Source organism: Paenibacillus sp. PAMC21692 (assembly GCF_014303795.1).
In the GTDB taxonomy this organism is placed as follows: Bacteria; Bacillota; Bacilli; order Paenibacillales; family Paenibacillaceae; genus Pristimantibacillus; species Pristimantibacillus agaridevorans.
Map to the genome: position 1 here is coordinate 5,747,518 of NZ_CP060293.1, position 23,313 is coordinate 5,770,830.

Here is a 23,313-nt window from a genome sequence, read left to right on the forward strand (position 1 = left end):
GCTGACGACTACGTTATGTCAGCCATCGATATACCTTCGCGGGATTGCTTTCGTCCTGCTTGGGCGCAAGCCGGAATCGTTCCTGCGGCGCCTTGGCATCGGGTGGAAGCGTCCCGTTTTTAATTTGCACCGGCGTACCTAGCGGCACCATGTCGAACAACTCCTCGACGTCGGCTTCTCCCAGTCGGATGCAGCCAAGCGACTCGTCCTTGCCGATGCTGTCCTTGTCGTTCGTGCCATGAATGGCGTACAGCGTGTTGGACAAAGTCATGCCTCTCGAGCCAAAAATCCCGTCTCCGCCGTTGGGATCCCTCACCTTCTCGCTGATAAAGAAGCTGCCCTCAGGCGTCTTCGAACCGCCCAGTCCTACCCTGTAGCTGCGGACGATCAAGCCGTTATGCACGACGGCAAGCGTATGGTTCGACACATCGATTACGATCTCCAGCGGCTTGCTCCAATCCGGTTGGAACAAGCCGTTGGAGCCGATAGACGTTGCGCCTGCAATCTGAGCAGCGGCATCCTTAGTGCCTTGTCCGCCGGTTTGAGGTTTCGCATTTTCCGCTTGCGATGCCGATAACTTCAGCTTGGCGAGCAGCTCGGGGAACATCGCAGCCATCCCCTCTCCTTCTCCGGACAATACGTTGTGCGGGTAGGGACGTACAAGCGCATCCAAATTTTCCGGCCACTTCTTATACAAATTTCGGTATTGCACAATAGCGCTGGATAACGTCCAATGCTGCTCCTGCTCTATTTTCCATTCGGCAAATCGGCTTGCTGCCGGCTTGGCATCGGCGGGATCGCATGCACAGACGTTACGGTCCAGCATGCTCACCTCGAATTGCGCCTGTCCGCTGCCACGTTCCATCTCCATCAATAGCCTTGCATTGCCGTTCCATTGCTTCCAGCCCCCCTTCTCCTCGAGATGGGCAGCTATGACTTTCGGCGGCGATTCGCCGCCGGCCTTCATCACTTCGCCGAATGCATACCCGGCGGGTGTCTTTTCCTTGCGCGGAACCAGCACGACGCCAAGCCCCGGACTCCCGTCGGCGACAGCCGGAACGGCATCATCGCCGGGTATTTGCTTTTGATTTCCGATGGAAGGGATCAGCAGCGCAAGCAGCAACAGCGGTACCGCTATGACCGTTACGTTGCGAACAAGACGTTTGCGCTTCTTCCGCTTCTCCCATGCCTTGAGCTCTTCCAATTGGTTCGTCGATACGGCTAACGGATGACTGGATTGTTCGAAGGCGTCATAAATATCTCCGGCCTGTATAAAGCAATAATTCGCTTTTCCTTCCTTCCCTGCGTCGCGGTAATGTTTGCCAAGCAAGTACCATCCCATCTTATTGTCGGGATGTTTTTTGACGAATTGCTTCAAATATATAATATCTTCGGGTTTATCGAATTTTGATTGTTCCATCATCCATGCCTCCTGGTCGATTACGACGATTTCCACTCTTCTTTTGGAATATATCGGCATAACCTCGCATAAAAAAAAGCCCACCGCACCATAATGGTCGAAGAGCTTTTGAAATGGGATCTGATTAGCCCTCGGCGTTGAAGGGCTCGTCGGCGATTTTGATAGAATCCGTCGGACATCCGTCGCAAGCGTCCTGCAGATCGTCGTACATGTCATCCGGAATTTCGGTTATGCCTCTATTAGAGTCGCCTTGGAAAATAACCTCGGCCAAACCTTCGTCGTCGTAATCATAAATGTCGGGAGCCGTCGCTCCGCAAGCACCGCAAGCGATGCATGTGTCTTTCTCTACCCATGTAAACTTAGCCATGGTTTTCTCCTCCTTTATAATCTACGGATAAATCCGTTCCAATTATATATTATCCAAATATGCCGGTACGGCTCGTTCCTTCACTCATCAATATATAACAAAGTATCGTCTTTTTGCAAGGATGTACCTCGAATTCGTTTGTTTCTGATTAAGGAAGATGGATCGTCGCCAAGCATGCCAGCGGTCAGAACGGCGTCCTCTCCGAATTTGTCCCGAAGCGCGTCCATCACCTTCGTTAGCGATTCCTTGCGCGGCTGCTCCTCAAAGCTGAATAGATCCAACTGAAGAGCGGATTCGGAGATGGGGGTTAAATTCTGCAGCGTAACTCCCAGAAGGCGAATCGGCTCCCCTTCGCTCCAATGCTTTAGATAGAGCGCCCGCGCTTCTTTCGTGATTTCCTCCGTCGTCTGGATCGGCGCCGGAACGGTATGGGATCTCGTAATGGTCGTCATGTCAGGCCTTCGGATCGTGATCTGAACCGTTGAAGCGACAAGCTTCTGCCTGCGTAGCCTGCGCCCCGTCTGATCGGCCAGATTGAGCAGCACACGAAATATATCGTCCCGCTTCGTCAAGTCCTGCGGCAGCGTCGTCGTATGGCCGATAGACTTATTCTGATCCCGGTGCGGATTAACCTGAGAATGATCGATGCCGTGCGCGGCCGACTTCATCCAGGCGCCAACGGTTCCGAATTGCTTGATCAGCATGCTCTCATCGGCCGCCGCCAGCTCTCCGATCGTATGGATATTCAGCTTTGCAAGCTTGGAGGCCGTCTTGCCTCCAACGCCGAATAATAGATTGCAGGGCTTATCCCACAGCACTTGAGGCACGTCGCGAATGCGGAGGACGGTCAAGCCATTGGGCTTTTTCATATCCGAAGCCATTTTGGCGAGCAGCTTGTTAGGGGCAAGGCCGATGGAGCATGGAAGCGCCAACTCCGTCAATATGCGTCGCTGCAGCGATTCCGCGATCTGCAACGGGGTTCCCATCAGCTTGGAGCCCGTAATATCCATATAACATTCGTCGATGGAGACGGATTCCACCATCGGCGTATAAGCGCGAGCGATCGACAAAAATCCTCTGGAGTACTTCCGGTACAGATGGAAGTCCGGCTTGATCAAGATGATATCCGGACACATCTTGACGGCTTGACGCACCGGCATCCCTGTCTTGACGCCCTTCGCACGGGCTGCGTACGAGCAGGTGACAATGATGCCTTTGCGCTGCTCGATGCTGCCGGAGACCGCCGTTGCTTTATTCTTATATACGTCAGGCTCTTCTGCTTCGTGCACGGAGCAATAGAACGCATTCATATCGAGATGGATGATTACTCTGCCTTTGGCAGGATAATGCTCTTCTACGCCGCTCATGGACAAGTTCACCGCCAATTGCAGAATGTTGGGTTGTACCGCTTGTTTCCTCAGCATATAATTAGGCAAGGTTCAAGTCAATGCCGAACAACAAACATTTGTTCGCCAAGATACCGCTTTCCTTATATAGATAGTAGGCCGGAATTGCAACTTCCCTCTCTACTTTAGGAAGATAAAGTGGTATAATCATGTATTATGATTCCATCAGAGGCTCTGTGAAGGAGGCACATTTAGAAATGTCCGCACAAATATTCATCTTTGACACGACGCTGCGCGATGGCACGCAAGGCGAGGGGATCAGCTTATCGGCAGATGACAAGCTGAAGATTGCACAAAAGCTTGACGCTTTGGGCGTTCATTATATTGAAGGCGGCAATCCCGGAAGCAACAACAAGGATATCGAATTTTTCAAGCGCGTAAAGACGATGAAGCTCAATGCCAAGATTACCGCGTTCGGAAGCACGCGCCGCAAGAACAGCGTCGCCGAGCAAGACGCCAGCCTGCTCCGGATTATCGAATCCGGCGTACCGGCGGCAACGCTGGTCGGCAAGGCTTGGGATTTCCATGTCCATACGGCGCTCCAGACGACGCTGGAAGAAAATCTGGCGATGATCTTCGACTCCTTCGCGCTACTTAAACACCACGGCATGGAAGCGATGTACGACGCCGAGCACTTTTTCGACGGCTACAAAAACAACCCGGAATATGCCCTTGCAGCGCTTCGCAAAGCACAGGAAGGCGGAGCGGACTGGCTCGTGCTCTGCGATACGAACGGCGGCACTATGCCCAACGAAATCCATGAGATCGTCTCCCGCGTCAAGGAAGAACTGAATACGCCTATCGGCATTCACACTCATAACGACTGCGAGCTTGCCGTCGCGAATTCGCTGGCTGCCGTCCAGGCTGGCGCGCGCCAGGTGCAAGGCACGATGAACGGTTACGGCGAGCGTTGCGGCAACGCAAATCTGTGTTCCATCATTCCGAACCTGCAGCTCAAGCTGGCTTACTCCTGCCTTGAAGACGACCGTATTCGCCTGCTGACAGGAACGGCCCGTTACGTTAGCGAGATCGCCAATGTTCATATGCCGGTCGGTCAAGCTTTCGTCGGCAACGCGGCATTCGCCCATAAGGGCGGCATCCATGTCTCCGCGATCATGAAGGATGCCAAGACTTATGAGCATATCGAGCCCGAGCTTGTGGGGAACAAGCAGAGAATTCTCGTGTCGGAGCTTGCCGGTCAAAGCAATATTATTTCCAAAGCGACCGAGCTTGGACTCGACATCACCTCGAACAACGAGAAGACGAAACAAATTATGGAGCAGATCAAGGATCTGGAGCATCAAGGCTATCAATTCGAAGGCGCCGACGCCTCGCTTGAGCTTCTTTTGCGCGACGCTTTTACCGACGCGGTCCAAATCTTCAAGGTAGAATCGTTTAAGATCCATATGGAGAAGTCGAACGCCAGCATGATCTGCGAAGCCATCGTCAAGATCAACGTGGGAGGTCAGATCGTGCTGACGGCCGCGGAGGGCAACGGCCCCGTCAACGCTCTCGACAACGCAATGCGCAAAGCGCTCGTGCAATTTTTCCCGCGCATCGAACAGATTCACTTGTCCGACTACAAGGTCCGCGTCATCGACGAGAAAGACGCCACGGCCGCCAAAGTACGGGTGCTTGTGGAATCCACCGGACTCGACAATACCTGGAGTACGGTCGGCGTATCCAGCAACGTAATAGAAGCCAGCTGGGAAGCGCTTCTCGACAGCATCCGTTATGCGCTGCTTCATATGTCCAAGACAACTGGAGACGGTCCAGAATCGGAGTTTGTGGAGAGACTGGGGCTCGTCAATCATTAACGGCTTAGGATGAAACAATAAAAGCAGTTAGCGTTCAAGGCTTTGCGCCTTCCGCTAACTGCTTTTTTGTTATGCCGCGTTCGGCTTCGACCACTTCAGAATGAGCCTCTCCCATTCTGCGTACGTAACGACTCCGTTAATCCGTTCCCTTATGACGCCGTTGCCGTCAATTAGGAAGCTCGTTGGGAAATTATTAACCTTATACAGCTTCGTAATCGTGCCTTCCCGGTCCATTAACATCGGGAACGTTAGGCCAAACTCTTCGACGAACTCCCTCGCCGAACGTTCCTTATCGTAATTCGTAGAGTTGACGCCATACATTTCCATGACATCTCCATACTGTTCATGCAGCTTCTGCAGATCAGGAGCCTCCATCACGCAAGGACCGCACCAGGAAGCCCAGAAGTTGACGAATAACAGCTTCTCTCCGGCTCCTCCGCCTATCGTATGGATAGCGTCGTCCATGCCCGGGAGCGTTATGGCCGCGGACTCGTATCCCGCCTTGGGCTTAAAGCCGCTTGGCGATGCCAGCTCCGTTGCGGCTGCGGCGCCTTGCTGCATGTATTGAAAGATGCCAAGCCCTGCTAACAAAAAAGCCGTGAAAAACCACGCTGCTGTTTTTTTCACTTAAGTCCTTCCTTCCGTTAACCCTATTCATTGTTCCCATCGTACCACGCGAGGTATGGAAGCTCAAGACAATGGGCAGATTAGCCATAAATCCGTCATAAGCACAGTCTGCTTAGGCTGAATGCGTTCATGACTACGGGAGGAACGGTATGTCACGAGCACAGGCTCATGGAAAACGAAAATCCAGCGCTACCAAAGAAACTAAGTCATCATGGTTGCAATATGCAGCATTCGCAACTGTACCGCTCGTACTTGTACTGGGAAATTCCATCCTCGTTCCCATTCTCCCGGATATGGCGAAAGCCATGTCGCTAAGCAAGTTTCAATCCAGTCTTGTCATTACCTTATTCTCCGTTTCAGCCGCTCTCTTCATACCCATTATCGGATATATCTCCGATCGGATGAGCAGAAAGGCTGTCATCTTGCCTGCGCTGGCGATCTACGGCGGTGCAGGGATATTGGCGGGACTCGGCGCCGTTTGGGAATCCTACGGCATTCTCATTGGAGCGCGGGCATTGCAGGGGATGGCGGCGGCAGGCACGGCGCCGATCGCCATGGCGCTGGTAGGCGACCTTTATCAAGACGGGGAAGAAAGCGAGGCGCTGGGACTTATCGAAGCATCCAACGGCGCCGGGAAAGTCATCAGCCCTATTCTAGGCTCTTTGCTTGGTTTATGGTCATGGTATGCGCCGTTCTTCGCGTTTCCTCTGTTTTGCGCAGGATCATTTTGCGCCGTTCTATGGCTGATACATGAACCTAAACATGAAGGCAAACCCACGCCTTTCAAAACCTATTGGAAAGAAATGAAGGCGATCTATGCCAAAGAAGGAAAATGGCTGTTTACCGCTTATCTGGCCGGTTCGCTCGGCTTGTTTATTTTATTCGGCGTTTTGTTCTATCTGTCGGATATGGCCGAAAAACCTCCCCTATCGATTGACGGCGTTGCCAAAGGCGGACTGCTGGCCATTCCGCTGCTCGGGCTTGTCATTACGGCTTACTCGACAGGGAAGGGAATTCGCAAAAATGGCGACAGGATGAAGGTCCTAATGTTGTCCGGGATCGGCCTGATGTCATTGTCCCTTACAGCCGCTTCCATCTGGCATTCGGCTTTTATCGCCTTAATCATTTTTATTACTTTGTGCAGCATTGGAACAGGGTTGCTGCTCCCTTGTCTCAATACCCTTATTACAGGATCCGTCGATCGATCGCATCGAGGCATGGTGACCTCGTTATACAATAGCCTTCGTTTTCTTGGCGTAGCGATTGGGCCTCCCTTCTTTAGCTGGATGGCCGATAAATCCGTTACGGGTTTGTTTGTCATTCTAACCATCTTAAGCGCGGGGCTGTTGATCGCCGTCGCTCTAACAATCAAACCTCCGAAACGGCAATCCAAAGCTTAACAACACCTTGGGTTTCGCGGTATACTTACTTATCGATAAGAAGTTGTAGTTGCTGCAATTTCGGGAGGATATGTCATGTCGCTTTCGCTTTCGCACCCTAATTACGAAGCTCGTACATCCATCACCAAGGCAGCTTACACGCTGCTTCTCGACTATTGCGGAAGCATCCTCCCGAATGAGGCTTGCGGCGTGCTCGCCCGGGCAAAAGAGCGGCATTCCATTGACATCATTTTGCCGATTCGCAATATTCACCCCCATCCCTCCGACTCTTTTTTCTTCGATCCCGAGGAATGGACAGCCGCCTGTTTCTCAATGGAAAAAAACCGACAACAGCTTGTCGGCTTCTTCCACTCGCACCCTAATACCGCAGCGATTCCATCGAATCGCGACGGCGAAGGCTTTTATTTTCATTCCGGCTTCCAATATTGGATTATTTCCTTGACCGATCCCTCTGCTCCGGTAGTACAGCCTTATCGTCATCAGGACGGCGTTTTTATGCCCGCTCAGCTAGTGTTTGCTTAGATAGGCGTACAAATCGCCTAACGTAAATACGTTTCGCTCAACGATTTGATTTAAATAATGAAGCCACAATCGCGCCGTCATTAGAGAATCCTCCAGCGCATGATGCCGCACCGTAATCGGAATGCAGCTGCCAGCAAGCAATTCATCCAGACTATAACCATCGCGGTTTGGCTCCAGCCACTTCGCAATCATCATCGTATCGAGAACCCGATGGTTCAAATTCACCTTGGACGTACGCCATAATGCCGCGTTGAGGAATTGTTTGTCATGGCCGGAGGCATGCGCAACAAGCAATCTGCGCCCTACGAAAGCCATAAAGTCATGAAGAGCCGTCATCAGATCCGGAGCGTCCTGCACCATCCCGTTGGTGATTCCCGTAAGCTCCACAATTGATCTCGGTATGGTTCGGCGCGGATTGACGAGGCTGTAAAAGGTCTCTGTCTCGCACAGCTCTCCGCCTTTCACGACGACGGCCCCGAACGAAATAATTTCGTCTCCATGATTAGGATTAAAACCTGTCGTCTCCAAATCAAAAACGACGGTTTCCAGCTCCCTCAGAGGCGTTTCAAGCAAAGATTGCTTACGCTGCTCCCGATTGGCGTTACGAATAAATGCCATTTGCTGAGCGTTCTGAGAGCCAAGCATGGACGCGATGGCAGGCGTGACACCCCCCATTTTGTATAGACTCCACATGCGGCCTACGCCTTTTTGTTCCTTCATTGAGACCACCGCCTTACCTTACATCAGCCTTCCCATCGCCTGACGGTATACCGCCCGCTGCAGGCGTTTGCCTATCCGCAAGCTGCTCTTGAGCTCGTCCGTCATCTCTTTGGTCAGCTTGCTGCTATGCAGCTTGCCGTTGTTTGCATACAAACCGTCTTCCATCTGTTCCGTTGTCATTAATCGCAAGCGCAAAATGAAACGGAAGGCTTGCTCGTATTGCTCCCCATCGGCTGGCGACAGCTTGCCAATGTCGATTAGCTTGCGTATGCGCTCCAGCGTCGACGTTCCCCTTACACTCGCTTGTATCGCCATCATTCGAATCGAATTGACCATTGGAATATAAGCGCCATACTTAATATCCAGACTGCCGGCATCTTCGCCATACCGTTCCTTCAGCAATTGCCCAAATACGCCGACGAGCACCTTATGCCGCATCGTGTTCTCGATCATTCGCCTAATAATGACGGGATGGTTTAACATATCGGAATAGTAGATATCCTTTAAGGCCTCAGCAACGCCCTCGTCACCGTATACGCATCTTCCGTCAGCGATAATGAGCAAATAACGGACGGATTCCCAGGCAGGTTCCCTGAACCAGCCTTCCAACCGTTCCCGCCACTCGCTCAGCGAGCTGCACCAATCTGGATTGTCGCTTAACACCTTGCCTTCGCAAGGCGGATATCCGATGGCAATCAAATTGCTTACGATCAATTGACATAATTCAAGAAAATAAGCCTTGGCCTCTTCTCCGTTCTCCGCCGGATCCCGATAGACCACGCCGCTGTCTTGGTCGCTGGACAACGTCTGTTCCTTCCGCCCGCCGCTGCCGAACAATAAATAGGCGTATGGCACGGGGGGAGACCCTTTCCCCATCCGTGCCATGTCCGCTTCGGAGAGCATGATCGCCTTGGTGATCAAGGCGTCATGCGTCTCGTTTAATTGTTCATTTAATTGTTCGACCGGCCTTACAGGGAGAAGGGCTTCCATCTGCTCGTGCATCTGATCTCGCAAGCACCGCAGCCCATCCACTCGATCGGCTGCGCCGATCTTCTTGAAGTGCTGCGAACGTGCCGGATCGCCCATGCGCCGCTCTCCCCCTTCGGTCCGTTTAATGCTCTCTTTTTAACCTTCGAACGTTTGGCCCGGTTTCTTCAATTGCTCAGGATAACCATAAGCGCCATGCTCGCTGAGGTCAAGACCGATAATTTCTTGCTCTTCCGTTACGCGGAAGCCCATGATCATCTTCATGACGCCAAGCACGAGGAAGGATGCAACCAGAACGAACGCGCCTACTACGACTACGGATTCGAATTGCACCCACAGCTGCTTCCAGCTGCCAGTATCGATAAGCCCGCCTGTTCCAACGCCGACTTTGTCGGCAAGCTCTTGCGTTGCAAAGATTCCGTTCGCCAGCGTGCCCCAAATACCAGCCATACCGTGTACGGACAGGGCATAGATCGGATCGTCGACCTTCAGCTTTTCGAACATTTTCACGCTGTAGAACACAAGCATACCTGCTACCAGACCGATAACGACGGCTGCCCAAGGATCGACGAATGCACATGATGCCGTAATTGCTACGAGACCTGCAAGCGTACCGTTTAGCATAGCCGTGATGTCGGCTTTGCCCGTTACGGCCCAAGAGATTAACAGTGCAGCTACACCGCCGGCGCCAGCAGCCAACATCGTCGTGAATGCTACATAAGTAAAAAATCCGTCGCCGATCGCTACCGTGGAGCCTGCGTTAAAGCCGAACCAGCCAACCCACAGGAGCAATACGGACAATGCCGTAAACACTTGGTTGTGACCCAGAATTTCGTTGGCGGAACCGTCTTTGTTGAATTTGCCGATACGCGGCTTCAGAAGAACCGTTGCTGCGAATGCGGCAAGAGCGCCAGTCAAATGAACGACTGTAGAGCCGGCGAAGTCTTGCGCGCCGTCTTCGGCCAGCCAGCCGCCGCCCCAGATCCAGTGAGCGACGATCGGGTAGATCAAACCAACGAAAAACAGTGTAAATACAATGTAAGAGGATAGTTTCGCACGTTCCGCGAAGCCGCCCCATGCAATGGATAACGAGATCGCGGCAAATGCCAGCTGGAACAAGAAGAATACGCCATTAGGGAAGGAATCGCCTGCTGCAGCATCACCTGCCAGTTGAGGGTCGAAGAAGAAGTCGCCCCATCCGATGAATTGGCTGAGGCCGCTGTCGCCGCCGAACGCAATGCCGTAACCGAAAGCCCAGTAGATAAGTGCCGCAAGGCCAACCGTAAAGATCGTTTTGCCCGCTACGTGACCGGCATTCTTCATCCGGGTCGAACCTGCTTCGAGAAGAATGAATCCGCCTTGCATCAAAAGTACGAGTATGAATGCCAACATAACCCATAGAGAGTTAAGTCCCATGTCAAGCGTTGCACCCGACGGATCCTCGGCAAATGCTGCTACCGGGAACAAAATTGTCATCAAACCTAGTGCAAGAAAAGTTTTCTTAATCAATACGACCACTCCTTTGGATGTTATATTACATGACATTTCACGAAAGACATATTGTCATTATATTCAGCGGTTGTTCATTTGACAATATGTTTTTTTCATTTTTTCGAAAAATATCTAACATTCTCCTTTGAAATTGGTACGAACGTTAAGATCCATCGGGTTTTTGGTCTGTTATCACGTTATCTCGGCATCTATTATTCGCTTTTTGTAAATCAAAGTCGTTTCTACTCAATATGTCAGATTTACTCGCACAAAAAAACTCGAACAGCCCCTCCTCCTTTATGAAGGGATCTTTAGATCCATTATCACTGGATGAATGTACTCCCCTCCAATATAGTTGGGATACGATTCAAGCAATACGTTTGACTGTATGGTTACTTACCTATTATCATAGAAATTGAAATCATATAGGGCGGTGGATGAAGATGGAGATGAGATTGTACCGTATCGGCGAATTGGCCAAACGGGCGCAGATAAGCTCTCGAACGATTGATTATTATACTTCCCTCGGTTTGATTGAACCTTCGGGGCGCTCCGAAAAAAATTACAGACTGTACGGAGATGAAACTTTGCAGCGCCTCGAACGTATTGAGCAGATGAAAAAAGACAAATATACGTTAGATGAGATTAAGTCGAGTCTGGACTCATGGAGCAAAGTGACGCCCGACGAGCATATATCGCTGAAGTTGACCGAAATCCAGCAGCACCTTTCTCGGCTGGAACGCGAGGTAAAGGAGCTGGAGCCCGTCATTAAGCAGCTTGGGCCCCGAAAGGCAGGCAGATTTTATACGCGAATCATGCCTCAGACAGCGGCGTGCATAGAAGCGCTCATGTTGCTCATGAACAAGAGCTCGCTCATGTAACGGATGAAGTCACATCAATCTGGAGGAATGAAGAGATGTTTATGATGGTTCTAATTATCGCAGCCTTCGCCCTTACGATTTGGGCGCAGTTCCGAGTGAAGGGCACGTTCAAGAAGTGGGCTCAGGTACCCGCCACCAGCGGACTGACAGGCTATCAAGCCGCACGTCGAATGTTGGACAACAACGGCCTCCACCATATACCCATTGAGCCCGTTCCCGGATCGCTCACAGACCACTACGACCCCATTAACAGAGTTGTAAGGCTATCCGAGCCGGTTTATTACGAGAACACGATATCAGCCATCTCCGTTGCGTGTCACGAGGTAGGCCATGCGATCCAGCACTCTGTCAGCTATCCGTTCCTGGTTGCCAGACACCGCATCTTTCCGATCGTTAACTTCGCATCCGGCATTGCGCCGTTTCTGCTTATTGGCGGATTTATCTTTAACGCCTTCGGCTTGATCGGACTTGGTATTATTTTCTTCTCCGTCGCGGTCGCTTTCCAACTGATTACGTTGCCGGTCGAATTCAATGCCAGCAATCGTGCGAGAAGCCTGATGATAACCGAAGGTTTTGTACACCAAGAGGAAGCGAAGGGTGTGGCCAAAGTATTAAATGCAGCTGCCCTTACGTATGTAGCTGCCGCGCTCTTATCCCTGCTGGAGCTTATTCGTTACATTCTGATGTTCACTCAGAACCGCGAATAAAAAATAAAGGATCAACCAATAAGAAGGCCGTCCTCGCAATATGCGGGACGGCCTTCTTATTGGTTCGAAGTTATGCAATTATTGTTCACGCTTAGCGTTATAATCCAGGAAGTAGCGAAGCAGGAAGGAATGAAAAACCTTCGCGACTAATGGCAACTTCTCGTTTTTCCGATGAATAAGTCCGATTGTTCTCGTCACGGATGGGGCGCTTATCCGCACCTTGACCGGCTGAAGAGTCCCCGAATAGAACAACGCCATCTCAGGCAACAGGCTAACGCCCATACCGGCCGCCACAAGCCCTCTGATCGTATCCGTCTCTTCTCCCTCGAAGCCGATTTTAGGCTCGAATCCAGCCTCTTGACAAGCTTCATACACGATTGGTCTTAGCGAGTATCCTTCACTGAACAATACGAAGGTCTCATCTTTAAGCTCGATAAGCTCGATGGATTGTCGATTCGACAATGCGTGGCCCGGCGGCAGGATGGCATATAACTCTTCCGTCAACAATACTTCCCCGCAAACCTGCTCATGTTCTCTAGGAAACGGCGAGATAAAGGCGAGGTCGATCTCCCCCTTCACCAAATCGCGAATCAAGGACGGGAACATCCCTTGCTTGAATCGGAACTTGACGTTAGGGTGTTGCTTGCGGAATGATGCAACGACCTGCGGTATTAACGAAATGCCGAGACTGTGCGGGAAGCCTAACCTTATCTCCCCTTTCTCCGGATCCATAAACTCTTGTATTTCTATAACTGCGCGCTCCAGATCGGCCAATATCGCCTCCGCTCGCTTAAGAAACAACTGTCCCACCGGCGTCAACTGCAAATTACGCCCTTTTTGGACGAAGAGCTTTACGCCAAGCTCCTCCTCCAGTTGGTGAATTTGGCGGCTGACAGCCGACTGTGCCACATGCAGCTCTTCGGCCGCCTGCGTGACATGTTCTTTTTTTGCTACTTTTACGAAGTAATATAGCTGTCGAAGTTCCATACTGGACATACTCTCCCGTTCCCGTGCCCTACCATATTTGTGTTAATTATCGTCGACGTCTTTGCTTCAGGTTATCCAACAACCCGTATAACAGAAATCCTGCAAGCGCTCCGCCTAAATGTCCCCAAAGATCAATTTTGGGCACAAAGATGGAGTGGATGACGCCGAAGGCCAATATTATATATACCGTCTTGCGCGAAGATACATCCAGCATCGATTTGCGCAGCAACGCGATAAACAGAAACGCTCCATACACGCCATAGATCGCGCCAGATGCTCCGATGGCCAAGTGGTATTGGTCATGCTGCAGATTCGTGACAAGCGCCGAGAACAGATTGCCGCCAATACCGCAAAGCAAATAGAAAATAATATATTTAAAGGTCTTGAGCAAATATTCTAGCGGCGGCGCAAATACCAGCAGCGCGAACATATTAAAAAAGAGATGGCCGAAGTCCGCGTGCAAAAATTGCGATGTAATATACCGCCACGGCTCCAAGAATCCGAAGGAATCGATACCGGGTACGGCTATGAACATACCGTAATTGACAATCTCCTTATAGAACTGAGCTATAAGAAAAACAATCAAATTTATTGCGATCAAAGCGGCCGTTCCAGGATAATATCTAAGATAGGAACGGAAGCTTTCATAACGGAGGAAGATCATCTTCATCCCGCCTTTCGTCTAACACGCCAAATATTGGACAATGGTGTTTCTTTGCGATTATAATTAAGGTCGTACCAACTACAAGCCCCTGAGGAGGAATTGTTAACATGGCACAAGAACGTACAGGCGTTGCCACATTAAAGGGCAACCCGATCACATTGATTGGACCCGAACTCGCGGTAGGCGATCAAGCACCTGACTTTTCCCTTAACAAATCGCTTACCGAGGTCGTCTCTCTTCAAGACTATGCCGGTAAAGTAAAATTGATTAGCGTCGTCCCCTCCATCGATACCGGTGTGTGCGATGCACAGACACGCCGCTTTAACGAAGAGGCCGCAGCTCTCGGCGACAACGTCGTCGTATTGACAGTGAGCGTGGACACGCCTTTCGCACAATCGCGCTGGTGCGCGGCCGCCGGCATCGACAAGGTTGTCATGCTCTCGGACTACAAGAACAACAGCTTCGGAGAAGCTTACGGCGTTCTTATTAAAGAGCTTGCCCTTGATATGCGTTCTATCTTCGTTCTGGACGAGAGCAACAATGTCAAATACGTCGAGTATTTGCCGGAGATGACAGAACATCCGAATTACGAAGCGGCGATTGAAGCGGTCAAGGCTCTCGTATAATACGTAAGTAACGACTTTAAGTTACACGAATAAATGCGAGTTTAAAAAGTTTGGTTTTCAGCACCGAGAAGATGGAATGTAAGTAGAAACTGAGGAGCGGAGCGTAGTGGAAGCTACGTGAGCACCGGAAGTTTCGCTTGCGTTCCATATTCGATGTCGAGCAAGCTTCGTGCTATGCTCCGTGATCAAAAGCGGACTTTTTGAACTACCTCTAATAGTTGATTTCCGCAAACAAAGCGAGTGAAGGGCGACCCTTCCTCGCTTTGTTTCGTTTTCATATAGAAATGTGAAGCCCTTGATTGCCTTATCAGGAGGTTACCCTAACCGCGGCGAGCTTCTTGTCAAGCGTGCGGTACAAATCAAGTATGACGCGATAATTAGAACCCAGGTCGCCTAACGATCCGCGAGACGCGGAATAAATATCGACCGCCGACGTAAGCGGGTTCACGCTGATGACAGAAACCGTAATATCCATCGTCCTGCCGAATGCCGTTCGCTTCTCCAGTACAATCTCGCCTACCGATTGAACCTCGTGAAGCAGCTTATACCCTTGCATCTTCTTGAGCGTGGATACGACTTCCTCCCAAGCCTTGTCCTTCGACAGCTTGTAGAGATGTGATTTCAGCAATGGATCCTTAGCTCTGTCGCCTGTCTGTTCATGACTGCGCAGCAGCCCGATTAAGGTCCGCTTCAACAACAACGATCTCCCCCTCTAGCGTCTATCTGCATTACTATTTATCATACCATGTTTTCACATATGAAAAAAGAGCTTTCGCCGGATTTTGCCAGACGATCGCTCTCTTTTTACGTTAGGAACCCGCCTATGCCGTCCGATCCACATGTTTCTGAACCCGCTCTCGCAGGTGGGTGTCCGCAGCCACGCTTTTGAAGTCCCTTTTCGAGGGCATGACAGCCGCTTGGCGATTTAGGTCTCCCGTGAAACAGCCATTGGTTCAAAACAACGAAGGACCGTGACGAACATCGCAGGATGTAAAGCTATTATAGTCCTAAGTAAGGGAAAAGTAAACGTCAAACGGCAATGTTATTTGCTTCCTTCTTTGTCCACTTCTCTGTTTGCCTCTTTGTACTCGTCTTTCACGAGGTCTTCACGATCCATCTCCGCGGCTTCCTCGGCTTCTTCCTCTTCCGATCTCTTCAGCTTCTCGGCCTGCTCCTGAAGTTTCGTGTAGATGATATTGAAGTTCCAGAACGCCAGGTACGCCACGATGCTGCCCATAAAAAACGGAATGAGGAACGTGAACTGGAAGAAGCTGATATAGATGACCAGGCCGCACATAATAGCCGTAGAGAGCGAGCGGAACGGCTTGCCGATCGTGATCAGAATCGCATTCTTCATCAGTTGGAACGTCTTCATATGATAATGAACGAGCATCGAAAAGAAATTAAAGATCGATACGCCAAGCAGCGCAAGGAACGCGATAAAGATATACGACAGAATATTAAGCTGTTCCCTGTACACGATAAAGTCGACTATCATAATGACGAATAAAAGCGTATACAAGATTCCGCCTATCATGCTCTGCTTATAATTCTCTTTGTACCCGCGGAAATAAGTTTTGAACAGGGAAACATCCGTCTCGCCCGTTACCCATTTCCGGGCTACTGCGAACATCGCTGCCGTTGCGGGAAAAAATGTGAACGGAGCTACTATCGCCATCAAAATGAGCGAAGTGTACAGGCTGCCTAACATATCCTGCTCGGTTGCGCCGGATTGTGGAGCAATAAACATCGTCAATCCGAAAAAGACGAATGGTATGGAGCAAACTATCCACAATAAATTGATTACGGCAAGCCTCATAATCCATTCGGAGATTCTGTAGAATCCCCCCATTAATCCTCTTGGCTCCATCTGATCTGCCTCCAACGCTGTAATAGTTGCGACCTTGCTACGGATAAAACGAAAACGATTTTTACTACTCATACTTCAGCAGTCATTTTTATTGGGCTGACTAACAAATAACCGGGGAAGTCCGGGATGCCCGTTAGGCGTCACGGACTTCCCCGGTTTGTTTGCACGTGCTAGTCTAGGACATGATCTCCGGACCGTATGGAATGCTTAGTTGTTGCCGTAATCGTCGGACTTCGGACGACGGCTCTCGCCGCTGCGGCCTTCGCTGCTGCGTTTGCCGCCATATCCGCCGCCGTAGCTTCCCCGGCTTTCGTAGTTGCCGCGCGACGAACTGCTGCTTCCCGAACGACGGTCGTCACGACCGCGATAACCGCCGCCGCTGCTGGACCCGCCGCTGCGGTTGCCGCCGTACGAGGAAGCCCCACGGTTGAACGGGCGTCCATTGGAGCGGATGTCCGGGCGACGTTTCTTCGCACGAAGCGGCTCTTCCGGCGTAAGCTCGATGCTCACATCCTTCTTCTCGCCTGTGAGCAGCTTGACTGCCGCAGCAAGGAGATGAACGGAATCATATTGCTCCAGCAATTGAATCGCGATCGGCTTGTACTCCGAGAATTCCTCGTTCTGCACAACTTCCAGCATACGTTCGGCCGTAATGCGCTGTTTGCCTTCGATTGCTTCCGCGATACTAGGCAGCGGCTTGCGGCTCATGCGCTGGCGCGTAATACGCTCAATGAAGTGCAAGTGGTCGATCTCGCGAGGCGTTACGAACGACCACGCCGTACCTTCTTTGCCTGCGCGGCCCGTACGGCCGATCCGGTGAACATAGCTCTCTGGATCTTGCGGCAAGTCGAAGTTGATTACATGCGTTACGCCGGATACGTCAAGACCGCGAGCCGCGACATCCGTTGCTACCAGGACGTCTATACTGCCATCGCGGAACTTGCGCATAACGTTATCGCGCTGGTTTTGCGACAAGTCGCCATGCAGGCCGTCGGCAGAGTATCCGCGCTTTTGCAGCGCTTCGCTCAGCTCGTCAACGCGGCGCTTGGTGCGGCCGAAAATGATAGCCAGTTCTGGAGACTCCATGTCCAGCAAGCGGCTAAGCGCTTCGAACTTCTGACGCTCGTGAACTTCGATATACGATTGTTCGATCGAAGGTGCCGTTACTTGCTTTGGAATAACCGAGACATGCTCAGGCTCCTTCAGGAATTGCTGAGCAAGCTTCTGGATGTTGATCGGCATCGTAGCCGAGAACAACATCGTTTGACGCTCTTCCGGAACAAGCTTAAGGATGGTTTGGATGTCCTCCATGAAGCCCATGTCCAGCATTTCGTCCGCTTCATCAAGCACGACTGTTTGTACATCTTCCAGACGAATCGTCTTGCGGTTGATGTGGTCCAGCAAGCGTCCTGGCGTTCCGATAATAATCTGCGGGCGCTTCTTGAGCGCGCGAATCTGACGTCCAATTTCTTGTCCGCCATAGATTGGCAGCGAACGAAGGCCCTTGTATCGCGTGAGCTTCCCGATCTCGTCAGCCACCTGAATAGCGAGTTCACGGGTCGGCGTCATTATTAAGGCAACAATGCGATCCTCGCTTACCGGAATTTTGTTAATGAGCGGAATACCGAATGCCGCCGTCTTGCCCGTACCTGTCTGGGCCTGACCAATCAAATCCCGTCCCGCCATTGCGTATGGGATCGATTTGTCTTGAATAGGGGTTGACTCTTCGAACCCCAACTCCGTTATTGCTTGCAACACTTTTGGTTCTAAACCAAATTCAGCAAATGTTTTCAAACTTTTCTCAAACTCCTTCTATCTACAGCCTTCTTAAGAATATCCAAACCATTATAGCACAGAAACATCCCCGAATACCAGTTAAGCGAACAAAGCCATACTAACCAGGAGCTATAATACTTCAATTCTGGATAAGGGAGCGATTCCATTGCAGGCAACAAAAAGGCGTTATCTGCTCACAATACCGACCATGACGCTCGGCGCGTTGTTAGTTGCGATCGGGTTCAACATGTTTCTCATTCCCCACCAGTTGCTTAGCGGCGGCTTGTCCGGCATCTCCATGATGATCAGTTACATCACCGGCGGCAATGTCGCCTGGCTGTATCTTCTTTTGAATATACCCGTATTGGTATGGGGATGGTTCATGTTAGGTAGGCGCTTCGTCATTTGGAGCATTTACTCCGTCGCCGCAGCAACCTTGTTTCTGAGGGTGGTGCCCGTCATACATACGGCTGACGATATTTTGTTAGGAGCGGTGTTCGGCGGGGTCATCGTCGGCTTCGGCAGCGGACTTGCGCTCAGGTACGGAGGGTCTTCCGGCGGTTTCGACGTCGTTGCCTCCATTGTAACAAAGAGACGCGATCTGCCCGTAGGAATGATCATTTTTCTGTTAAATGCCGGCGTCATTGCGATCCTTATCTTCTTCACCAAGAACTGGGACCTGGCGCTGTATTCGCTAATCGCGATTTTTTCCGCGGGCAAGGTTGTAGATCTTATCCATGTGCGGCATATTAAAGTGACGGCATTTATCATTACAACGAAGACGGAGGAGCTCCGCCAGAAGCTGCTGTCCCATCCCAGAGGCATTACCATAATCAAGACGCGAGGAGCCTATTCCTCGGCCGAGAGGGATATGCTGATGACTGTACGCACGAAATTCGAAGTGGCGGACCTGTGCAAAACCATCATTACCATCGACCCGCACGCTTTCATTAATATTGTGGAAACCGTTGGCGTCGTCGGAGACTTCCGGAGGCCGAACCCTAGCTGATCTCCGCGGAAGCGGAAGTTGTTAACAATTGCTATGTTTTTGAAAGCGAAGCTGTTATAATGTGTGTATCCCAAACGTTAGTTTCTTTACCAATCGTTTTCCCCTTCTTGCTTTCTAATTGACTATTAGGATGAAAGGGTGATGCTGAGTGGATATGGAAACGGTCAAATTGTCTCAAATTGTCGAAAGGCTTGCCCCGGAGCTTAGTCCTTACCTCACTTCCCGTGAGTTGGATCTCCGTATCGTCCTTCGTGACGGCCTTGCTGTTCTTGAGCCGGGAGACGTCATGGAAATTGTACAGCACAGCATCTGCAACGGGCAGAAACAGACGATGTTACAATGAATAGGCTTGGTTATGGGATATCGGTATAACCGCACTGCCAGTCGATCTCGTTGTCGACTGGTTTTTTGTCTCCCATTAGAACAAAAAAGAGATGACCCATTCAACGAAGTGGCTTATAATCGGATACAAAAGGTGAAGCTTTGTTGGCATTACGGCCGCGCCGTCCTTTGTCGGCGCGCCAGGTTTCATTCCTAGACATAGAGGTTAAGTATGGGGATTACTTATACTATCCTATAAAATGACGGGAGAGAGCTTAATGGACATCATTGTATCTACAATTATGCTGCTTTACGGCTTGCTTACCGGACAAGGAGAAGCGCATGGCGATGCCAAACAGCTTGCTGTCGCTTATCTAAATGCATCAGCCGGAGAAACGATCGTACAGCCGAATGCGCCGATCGTAACGGGAGAGGAGCCTCCGGGAGGCGGAGGAATGATGCCCGGCCAGGTGAAGCAGGATCCTCAGCCTGATACACCGCCTATCAAGGGGATTTACGTTACAGCGCATAGCGCGGGCGGTTCTCGCATGGAATCGTTGCTCAAACTTGTTGACGATACCGAACTGAACAGCATGGTTATCGATCTAAAGGACGACAACGGATATATTACATACCCGACAACGACGCCCGAGCTGCTGGAAATCGGTACAGCCAAAAAATATATTTCCGATATTAATGGTCTTATGGATACCCTCAAGCAGCACGAAATCTACCCTATTGCGCGTATTGTCGTGTTTAAGGACACCGTGCTTGCCGTCAAACGCCCGGAGCTGTCGTTCCTGCAGCCCGACGGCACGATATGGAAAAATGGCCGCGGCGAAAGTTTCGTCAATCCATACCGCCAGGAGGTGTGGGAATACAACGTCGCGCTAGCCAAGGAAGCTACGAAACTCGGCTTCAAGGAAATCCAGTTCGACTACGTTCGTTTCCCGGAAGGGTTCGAAAACCGCGCCGATACGCTCACGTTTAACAAGACGGAGCAAAGCCGCGTTGATGCGGTAGCCGGATTCGTCAAGTACGCGCGCGAACAGCTGGAGCCGCTCGGCGTACGCGTTTCCGTCGATATTTTCGGTTATGCGGCATCCGTGCCGGCTGCCGAAGGCATCGGTCAGGATTTCGTCAAAATTTCGAATGACGTACATGTGATCTCGCCCATGATCTATCCCAGCCACTACAGCACGGGCTGGTTCAACCAAAAGACGCCGGATCGCAGTCCTTACGAGACGATCAAGGGAGCTATGGACGATACGCACGAGAAGCTCCAGAACACCGGCGAGCTCAAGCCGATTATCCGTCCATGGATCCAGGATTTCACCGCAAGCTGGCTAGGGAAAGGCAATTACGTGAAATACGGCGTCGCCGAAGTTGAAGCTCAAATTAAAGCTCTCCAAGATTCGAACGTCACCGAATATTTGCTTTGGAATGCCGGCAACAAATACACCGCTGGCGTCAAATACGAATAATTACTTTTGTGAAAAGGCTGCCCGGCAAGGGCAGCCTTTTTTTGTTTGCATCCATTTTTAACACAAAAAACTGTTCCCTAACGACAAAGCGCTTAAAGACGCTTCCGCTCGTTTGGAACAGCTCATTTGGGTTATTGTAAAAAATTATTGAGAAAGACGCAGCGCGAGCTCGTACATATCCATGTCGAACGGTTTTTTGCTGTTTACAACCGTATCGATGTCCGTCAAAGTTAACTCGCCTTTGATCACGCCGCAGGATTTGCCGGAGTCGCCTTCCATCAGCTTTCTAACGGCAAAATCACCAAGACGACTTGCAAGAATACGGTCTACCGCTGTTGGTGTGCCACCGCGTTGAATATGGCCCAGCACCGTAACGCGCGCTTCGATACCGCTCAGATCGGTAATTTTTTGCGAGACGTCTTCGCCCTTGGCCGCACCTTCGGCGACGATGATAATACTATGACGTTTGCCTTTGGCAAAGTTGTTTTTCATCCGGTCTGCAACTTCGGCCAGATCAAACGGAACCTCCGGTACAAGAATCGTCTCCGCCCCGCTCGCAAGTCCTGCGTACAATGCAATGTCGCCGCAATGACGGCCCATAACTTCTACGATCGAAGAACGTTCGTGGGAAGACATCGTATCGCGAATTTTGTTGATCGCATCAACGACGATGCTGACCGCTGTATCAAAGCCGATTGTCGCATCCGTGAACGGGATATCGTTGTCGATGGTGCCTGGCAGGCCCATCGTTTTAATGCCCAGCTTGCTAAGCTTGTTGGCGCCCTGGTAAGAGCCGTCTCCGCCGAGGACAACCAATCCGTCGATGCCTCTTTCGCGAAGCACGTCCGCACCTCGTTGTTGACCTTCCGGCGTCAGAAACTCCTTGCATCGTGCCGTCTGAAGAATCGTGCCTCCGCGCTGAATAATGTCGCCGACGCTGCGAAGATCCATCTCGCGCAGATCGTCATTAAGCAAACCTTGAAAACCTCTTTGTACGCCGTAAACCTTCAAGCCGTGGAACAGTCCGCTTCGAACAACGGCGCGTACAGCCGCGTTCATGCCTTGGGAGTCGCCTCCGCTTGTTAATACCGCAATAGATTTAACTGCAGTCATGTTTCATTCCTCCACACCAAATTAGTCTTTATCAGGCTTGCTGCCTTCGTATCCATTGACTGTTAATCATGAAGAACAACCGCGTGAGCGGACTATTTTTCATCAGTCTCTTCGACACTTCGCGCACCTCGGCCTGGAGTCGAACTTTGGGGTCTGTCAAATAAAGGGCTAACAGACCTTCGATAATCAACCGATGGAATCCCGATGCCGGAAGCGACTTTACGTCCTCCCTCGCGCGATTTACGATCATATCGATCCGTTCGACCAGCAATTGCTTGCTATCGTAATAATTGCAGAAATTCAAATCGCCGCCAAGCTTATCTTCTTCCTGATCGATCAAATAATCGAGCAGGATGTGAAGACCGCATACATGCGGGAAATAAATACGTCGGATCGCCTCCGCGTCCTTGGCCGACAACTGAGACTCCGATGCTGCCAGAAACAGCATAAACATGCCCAGCGTAGAACCTGTCGCAGCGGCAAATTCATTCCATTGCAGGTGAGGATATTGGTAACTGTGTTGATCCCACCATGCGAGCAGCTCGTTCTCGCGCATATCCTTGCGAATATGCTTGTACACTTGCAGATCTCCATACAACGCGACCAATTCCTCCACATGCCGTTGCACACTTAAGTAAGAAGGCAGCTGCGATACGCATGTCTGGCAGGTCCGTACGAGATGATGCAGATAACCGCCGTCGTCGCTCTCGCTCCGAAGCTCGTAATAATCGCGAAGCTCTGCATGAGGATTAACGGCATCCAACATAGATTGATGAAGCAAACGGAAATCTTCGGGATCCAGCGACGTACTGCGGTCGCACAGGTTGTCCAAATAATCGCTGATCGTCTGCAGCGCGACAATAAGCGGAATCAATACATGACGGTATTCCAGGTTAGCCGCGGCATATACGCCGCCCCCTTGGCAATGAAACTTTTTGTCATCCATGCTGTTCAAGGCCTGCGTCCGCAGCTCGTCGTCAGGTATTCGTTCCGCCAATTCTCTCAAGCGGCAAAGTTCGGCATCTACTTCAGGCAACACGTATTTGTAGACTCGATGCATGAGCTTAATGGGACCTTGAGGCGCTCGTCTTCCCGAAAGCGTCGTTAGTATCACGGCG

23 protein-coding genes and 1 other RNA gene are annotated in these 23,313 nt (G+C 51.0%); 9 read left to right on the top strand and 15 right to left on the bottom strand.

The features are described from left to right. Positions 1-13 precede the first annotated feature (13 nt). The 3 genes from H7F31_RS23560 to H7F31_RS23570 form a co-directional block, all read right to left on the bottom strand. Positions 14-1,420, bottom strand: a complete 1,407-nt coding sequence (locus H7F31_RS23560; RefSeq protein ID WP_187100763.1) for a L,D-transpeptidase — start codon at positions 1,418-1,420, stop codon at positions 14-16. Positions 1,421-1,544: 124 nt separating this feature from the next. Next, a complete protein-coding gene (locus H7F31_RS23565) occupies positions 1,545-1,787 on the bottom strand; it encodes a ferredoxin (RefSeq protein ID WP_087567195.1) in 243 nt (80 codons plus the stop codon). An 80-nt stretch (positions 1,788-1,867) separates the two neighbouring features. Then, on the bottom strand, positions 1,868-3,154 hold the full coding sequence (locus tag H7F31_RS23570; protein ID WP_187100764.1) for a DNA polymerase IV: 1,287 nt from the start codon (positions 3,152-3,154) through the stop codon (positions 1,868-1,870). 236 nt (positions 3,155-3,390) lie between these two features. Here H7F31_RS23570 and cimA point away from each other — a divergent pair, with 236 nt between their 5' ends. Beyond that, positions 3,391-5,010, top strand: coding sequence for a citramalate synthase (gene cimA, locus H7F31_RS23575; protein ID WP_187100765.1), 1,620 nt, complete (start codon positions 3,391-3,393; stop codon positions 5,008-5,010). Between the two features lie 69 nt (positions 5,011-5,079). Here the strand turns inward: cimA and H7F31_RS23580 are convergent, their stop codons facing one another. Further along, positions 5,080-5,637, bottom strand: coding sequence for a TlpA family protein disulfide reductase (locus H7F31_RS23580; protein ID WP_261800109.1), 558 nt, complete (start codon positions 5,635-5,637; stop codon positions 5,080-5,082). A 149-nt stretch (positions 5,638-5,786) separates the two neighbouring features. Here H7F31_RS23580 and H7F31_RS23585 point away from each other — a divergent pair, with 149 nt between their 5' ends. Both H7F31_RS23585 and H7F31_RS23590 read left to right on the top strand, forming a co-directional pair. Beyond that, on the top strand, positions 5,787-7,037 hold the full coding sequence (locus tag H7F31_RS23585; RefSeq protein ID WP_187100766.1) for an MFS transporter: 1,251 nt from the start codon (positions 5,787-5,789) through the stop codon (positions 7,035-7,037). Between the two features lie 75 nt (positions 7,038-7,112). Beyond that, a complete protein-coding gene (locus tag H7F31_RS23590) occupies positions 7,113-7,559 on the top strand; it encodes a M67 family metallopeptidase (RefSeq protein ID WP_187100767.1) in 447 nt (148 codons plus the stop codon). Here H7F31_RS23590 and H7F31_RS23595 read toward each other — a convergent pair. From H7F31_RS23595 to H7F31_RS23605, 3 genes are read right to left on the bottom strand one after another with little or no spacing between them, the layout of a single operon-like run. Continuing rightward, on the bottom strand, positions 7,545-8,279 hold the full coding sequence (locus H7F31_RS23595; protein ID WP_187100768.1) for a 3'-5' exonuclease: 735 nt from the start codon (positions 8,277-8,279) through the stop codon (positions 7,545-7,547). The two genes, H7F31_RS23590 and H7F31_RS23595, sit on opposite strands and share 15 nt — an antisense overlap. Positions 8,280-8,297: 18 nt before the next feature. After that, positions 8,298-9,365: a DUF294 nucleotidyltransferase-like domain-containing protein gene (locus tag H7F31_RS23600; RefSeq protein WP_187100769.1), complete on the bottom strand. Its 1,068-nt coding sequence runs from the start codon at positions 9,363-9,365 to the stop codon at positions 8,298-8,300. A gap of 39 nt (positions 9,366-9,404) precedes the next feature. Next, a complete protein-coding gene (locus H7F31_RS23605) occupies positions 9,405-10,775 on the bottom strand; it encodes an ammonium transporter (RefSeq protein ID WP_261800110.1) in 1,371 nt (456 codons plus the stop codon). Positions 10,776-11,206: 431 nt separating this feature from the next. On the opposite strand from H7F31_RS23605, the gene H7F31_RS23610 reads away from it, so the two are divergent. Next, positions 11,207-11,638, top strand: coding sequence for a MerR family transcriptional regulator (locus H7F31_RS23610; protein WP_187105497.1), 432 nt, complete (start codon positions 11,207-11,209; stop codon positions 11,636-11,638). Positions 11,639-11,673: 35 nt separating this feature from the next. Beyond that, entirely contained in the window at positions 11,674-12,345 is a 672-nt protein-coding gene (locus tag H7F31_RS23615; RefSeq protein ID WP_087567203.1) for a zinc metallopeptidase, read from the top strand. Positions 12,346-12,423: 78 nt separating this feature from the next. Here H7F31_RS23615 and H7F31_RS23620 read toward each other — a convergent pair whose 3' ends face one another. Then, entirely contained in the window at positions 12,424-13,332 is a 909-nt protein-coding gene (locus H7F31_RS23620; RefSeq protein ID WP_187100771.1) for a glutamate biosynthesis transcriptional regulator GltC, read from the bottom strand. Between the two features lie 46 nt (positions 13,333-13,378). Beyond that, positions 13,379-13,867 (bottom strand): rhomboid family intramembrane serine protease, encoded by a 489-nt coding sequence (locus H7F31_RS23625; protein WP_261800111.1) that lies wholly within the window; start codon positions 13,865-13,867, stop codon positions 13,379-13,381. 236 nt (positions 13,868-14,103) lie between these two features. On the opposite strand from H7F31_RS23625, the gene tpx reads away from it, so the two are divergent. Continuing rightward, on the top strand, positions 14,104-14,622 hold the full coding sequence (gene tpx / locus H7F31_RS23630) for a thiol peroxidase (protein WP_187100773.1): 519 nt from the start codon (positions 14,104-14,106) through the stop codon (positions 14,620-14,622). A gap of 307 nt (positions 14,623-14,929) precedes the next feature. On the opposite strand, the gene H7F31_RS23635 is transcribed toward tpx, so the two are convergent. The 4 genes from H7F31_RS23635 to H7F31_RS23650 all read right to left on the bottom strand — a co-directional run bounded on the left by H7F31_RS23635 (position 14,930) and on the right by H7F31_RS23650 (position 18,286). Beyond that, positions 14,930-15,319 carry a DUF1499 domain-containing protein gene (locus tag H7F31_RS23635; RefSeq protein WP_087567207.1) on the bottom strand — a complete coding sequence of 130 codons (390 nt, stop codon included), beginning with the start codon at positions 15,317-15,319 and terminating at the stop codon, positions 14,930-14,932. A 113-nt stretch (positions 15,320-15,432) separates the two neighbouring features. After that, positions 15,433-15,615, bottom strand: a non-coding RNA gene (ssrS, locus tag H7F31_RS23640) — 6S RNA. A gap of 49 nt (positions 15,616-15,664) precedes the next feature. Continuing rightward, positions 15,665-16,492, bottom strand: coding sequence for a YesL family protein (locus H7F31_RS23645; protein WP_187100774.1), 828 nt, complete (start codon positions 16,490-16,492; stop codon positions 15,665-15,667). A 207-nt stretch (positions 16,493-16,699) separates the two neighbouring features. Beyond that, entirely contained in the window at positions 16,700-18,286 is a 1,587-nt protein-coding gene (locus H7F31_RS23650) for a degradosome RNA helicase CshA (RefSeq protein WP_187100775.1), read from the bottom strand. A gap of 190 nt (positions 18,287-18,476) precedes the next feature. On the opposite strand from H7F31_RS23650, the gene H7F31_RS23655 reads away from it, so the two are divergent. The 3 genes from H7F31_RS23655 (at position 18,477) to H7F31_RS23665 (ending at position 21,082) form a co-directional block, all read left to right on the top strand. Continuing rightward, positions 18,477-19,277 (top strand): YitT family protein, encoded by an 801-nt coding sequence (locus tag H7F31_RS23655; protein ID WP_187105498.1) that lies wholly within the window; start codon positions 18,477-18,479, stop codon positions 19,275-19,277. 154 nt (positions 19,278-19,431) lie between these two features. Beyond that, a complete protein-coding gene (locus tag H7F31_RS23660; protein ID WP_179215457.1) occupies positions 19,432-19,620 on the top strand; it encodes a hypothetical protein in 189 nt (62 codons plus the stop codon). 256 nt (positions 19,621-19,876) lie between these two features. Then, positions 19,877-21,082 carry a putative glycoside hydrolase gene (locus tag H7F31_RS23665; RefSeq protein WP_187100776.1) on the top strand — a complete coding sequence of 402 codons (1,206 nt, stop codon included), beginning with the start codon at positions 19,877-19,879 and terminating at the stop codon, positions 21,080-21,082. 144 nt (positions 21,083-21,226) lie between these two features. Here the strand turns inward: H7F31_RS23665 and pfkA are convergent, their stop codons facing one another. Then, positions 21,227-22,195, bottom strand: coding sequence for a 6-phosphofructokinase (gene pfkA, locus H7F31_RS23670; RefSeq protein WP_087567212.1), 969 nt, complete (start codon positions 22,193-22,195; stop codon positions 21,227-21,229). A gap of 31 nt (positions 22,196-22,226) precedes the next feature. Next, positions 22,227-23,255 carry a tetraprenyl-beta-curcumene synthase family protein gene (locus H7F31_RS23675; RefSeq protein WP_087567313.1) on the bottom strand — a complete coding sequence of 343 codons (1,029 nt, stop codon included), beginning with the start codon at positions 23,253-23,255 and terminating at the stop codon, positions 22,227-22,229. Between the last annotated feature and the right edge of the window lie 58 nt (positions 23,256-23,313).

Bases quoted from the DNA above. Each gene is read 5' to 3' on its own strand.
- H7F31_RS23645 (WP_187100774.1), bottom strand. From the start codon at position 16,492: ATGGAGCCAAGAGGATTAATGGGGGGATTCTACAGAATCTCCGAATGG.
- H7F31_RS23565 (WP_087567195.1), bottom strand. From the start codon at position 1,787: ATGGCTAAGTTTACATGGGTAGAGAAAGACACATGCATCGCTTGCGGT.
- pfkA (WP_087567212.1), bottom strand. From the start codon at position 22,195: ATGACTGCAGTTAAATCTATTGCGGTATTAACAAGCGGAGGCGACTCC.
- H7F31_RS23585 (WP_187100766.1), top strand. From the start codon at position 5,787: ATGTCACGAGCACAGGCTCATGGAAAACGAAAATCCAGCGCTACCAAA.
- H7F31_RS23570 (WP_187100764.1), bottom strand. From the start codon at position 3,154: ATGAGCGGCGTAGAAGAGCATTATCCTGCCAAAGGCAGAGTAATCATC.
- H7F31_RS23660 (WP_179215457.1), top strand. From the start codon at position 19,432: ATGGAAACGGTCAAATTGTCTCAAATTGTCGAAAGGCTTGCCCCGGAG.
- H7F31_RS23625 (WP_261800111.1), bottom strand. From the start codon at position 13,867: ATGTTCATAGCCGTACCCGGTATCGATTCCTTCGGATTCTTGGAGCCG.
- H7F31_RS23600 (WP_187100769.1), bottom strand. From the start codon at position 9,365: ATGGGCGATCCGGCACGTTCGCAGCACTTCAAGAAGATCGGCGCAGCC.
- H7F31_RS23560 (WP_187100763.1), bottom strand. From the start codon at position 1,420: ATGGAACAATCAAAATTCGATAAACCCGAAGATATTATATATTTGAAG.
- cimA (WP_187100765.1), top strand. From the start codon at position 3,391: ATGTCCGCACAAATATTCATCTTTGACACGACGCTGCGCGATGGCACG.
- H7F31_RS23595 (WP_187100768.1), bottom strand. From the start codon at position 8,279: ATGAAGGAACAAAAAGGCGTAGGCCGCATGTGGAGTCTATACAAAATG.
- H7F31_RS23590 (WP_187100767.1), top strand. From the start codon at position 7,113: ATGTCGCTTTCGCTTTCGCACCCTAATTACGAAGCTCGTACATCCATC.
- tpx (WP_187100773.1), top strand. From the start codon at position 14,104: ATGGCACAAGAACGTACAGGCGTTGCCACATTAAAGGGCAACCCGATC.
- H7F31_RS23620 (WP_187100771.1), bottom strand. From the start codon at position 13,332: ATGGAACTTCGACAGCTATATTACTTCGTAAAAGTAGCAAAAAAAGAA.
- H7F31_RS23615 (WP_087567203.1), top strand. From the start codon at position 11,674: ATGTTTATGATGGTTCTAATTATCGCAGCCTTCGCCCTTACGATTTGG.
- H7F31_RS23675 (WP_087567313.1), bottom strand. From the start codon at position 23,255: ATGCATCGAGTCTACAAATACGTGTTGCCTGAAGTAGATGCCGAACTT.
- H7F31_RS23665 (WP_187100776.1), top strand. From the start codon at position 19,877: ATGGACATCATTGTATCTACAATTATGCTGCTTTACGGCTTGCTTACC.
- H7F31_RS23610 (WP_187105497.1), top strand. From the start codon at position 11,207: ATGAGATTGTACCGTATCGGCGAATTGGCCAAACGGGCGCAGATAAGC.
- H7F31_RS23655 (WP_187105498.1), top strand. From the start codon at position 18,477: ATGACGCTCGGCGCGTTGTTAGTTGCGATCGGGTTCAACATGTTTCTC.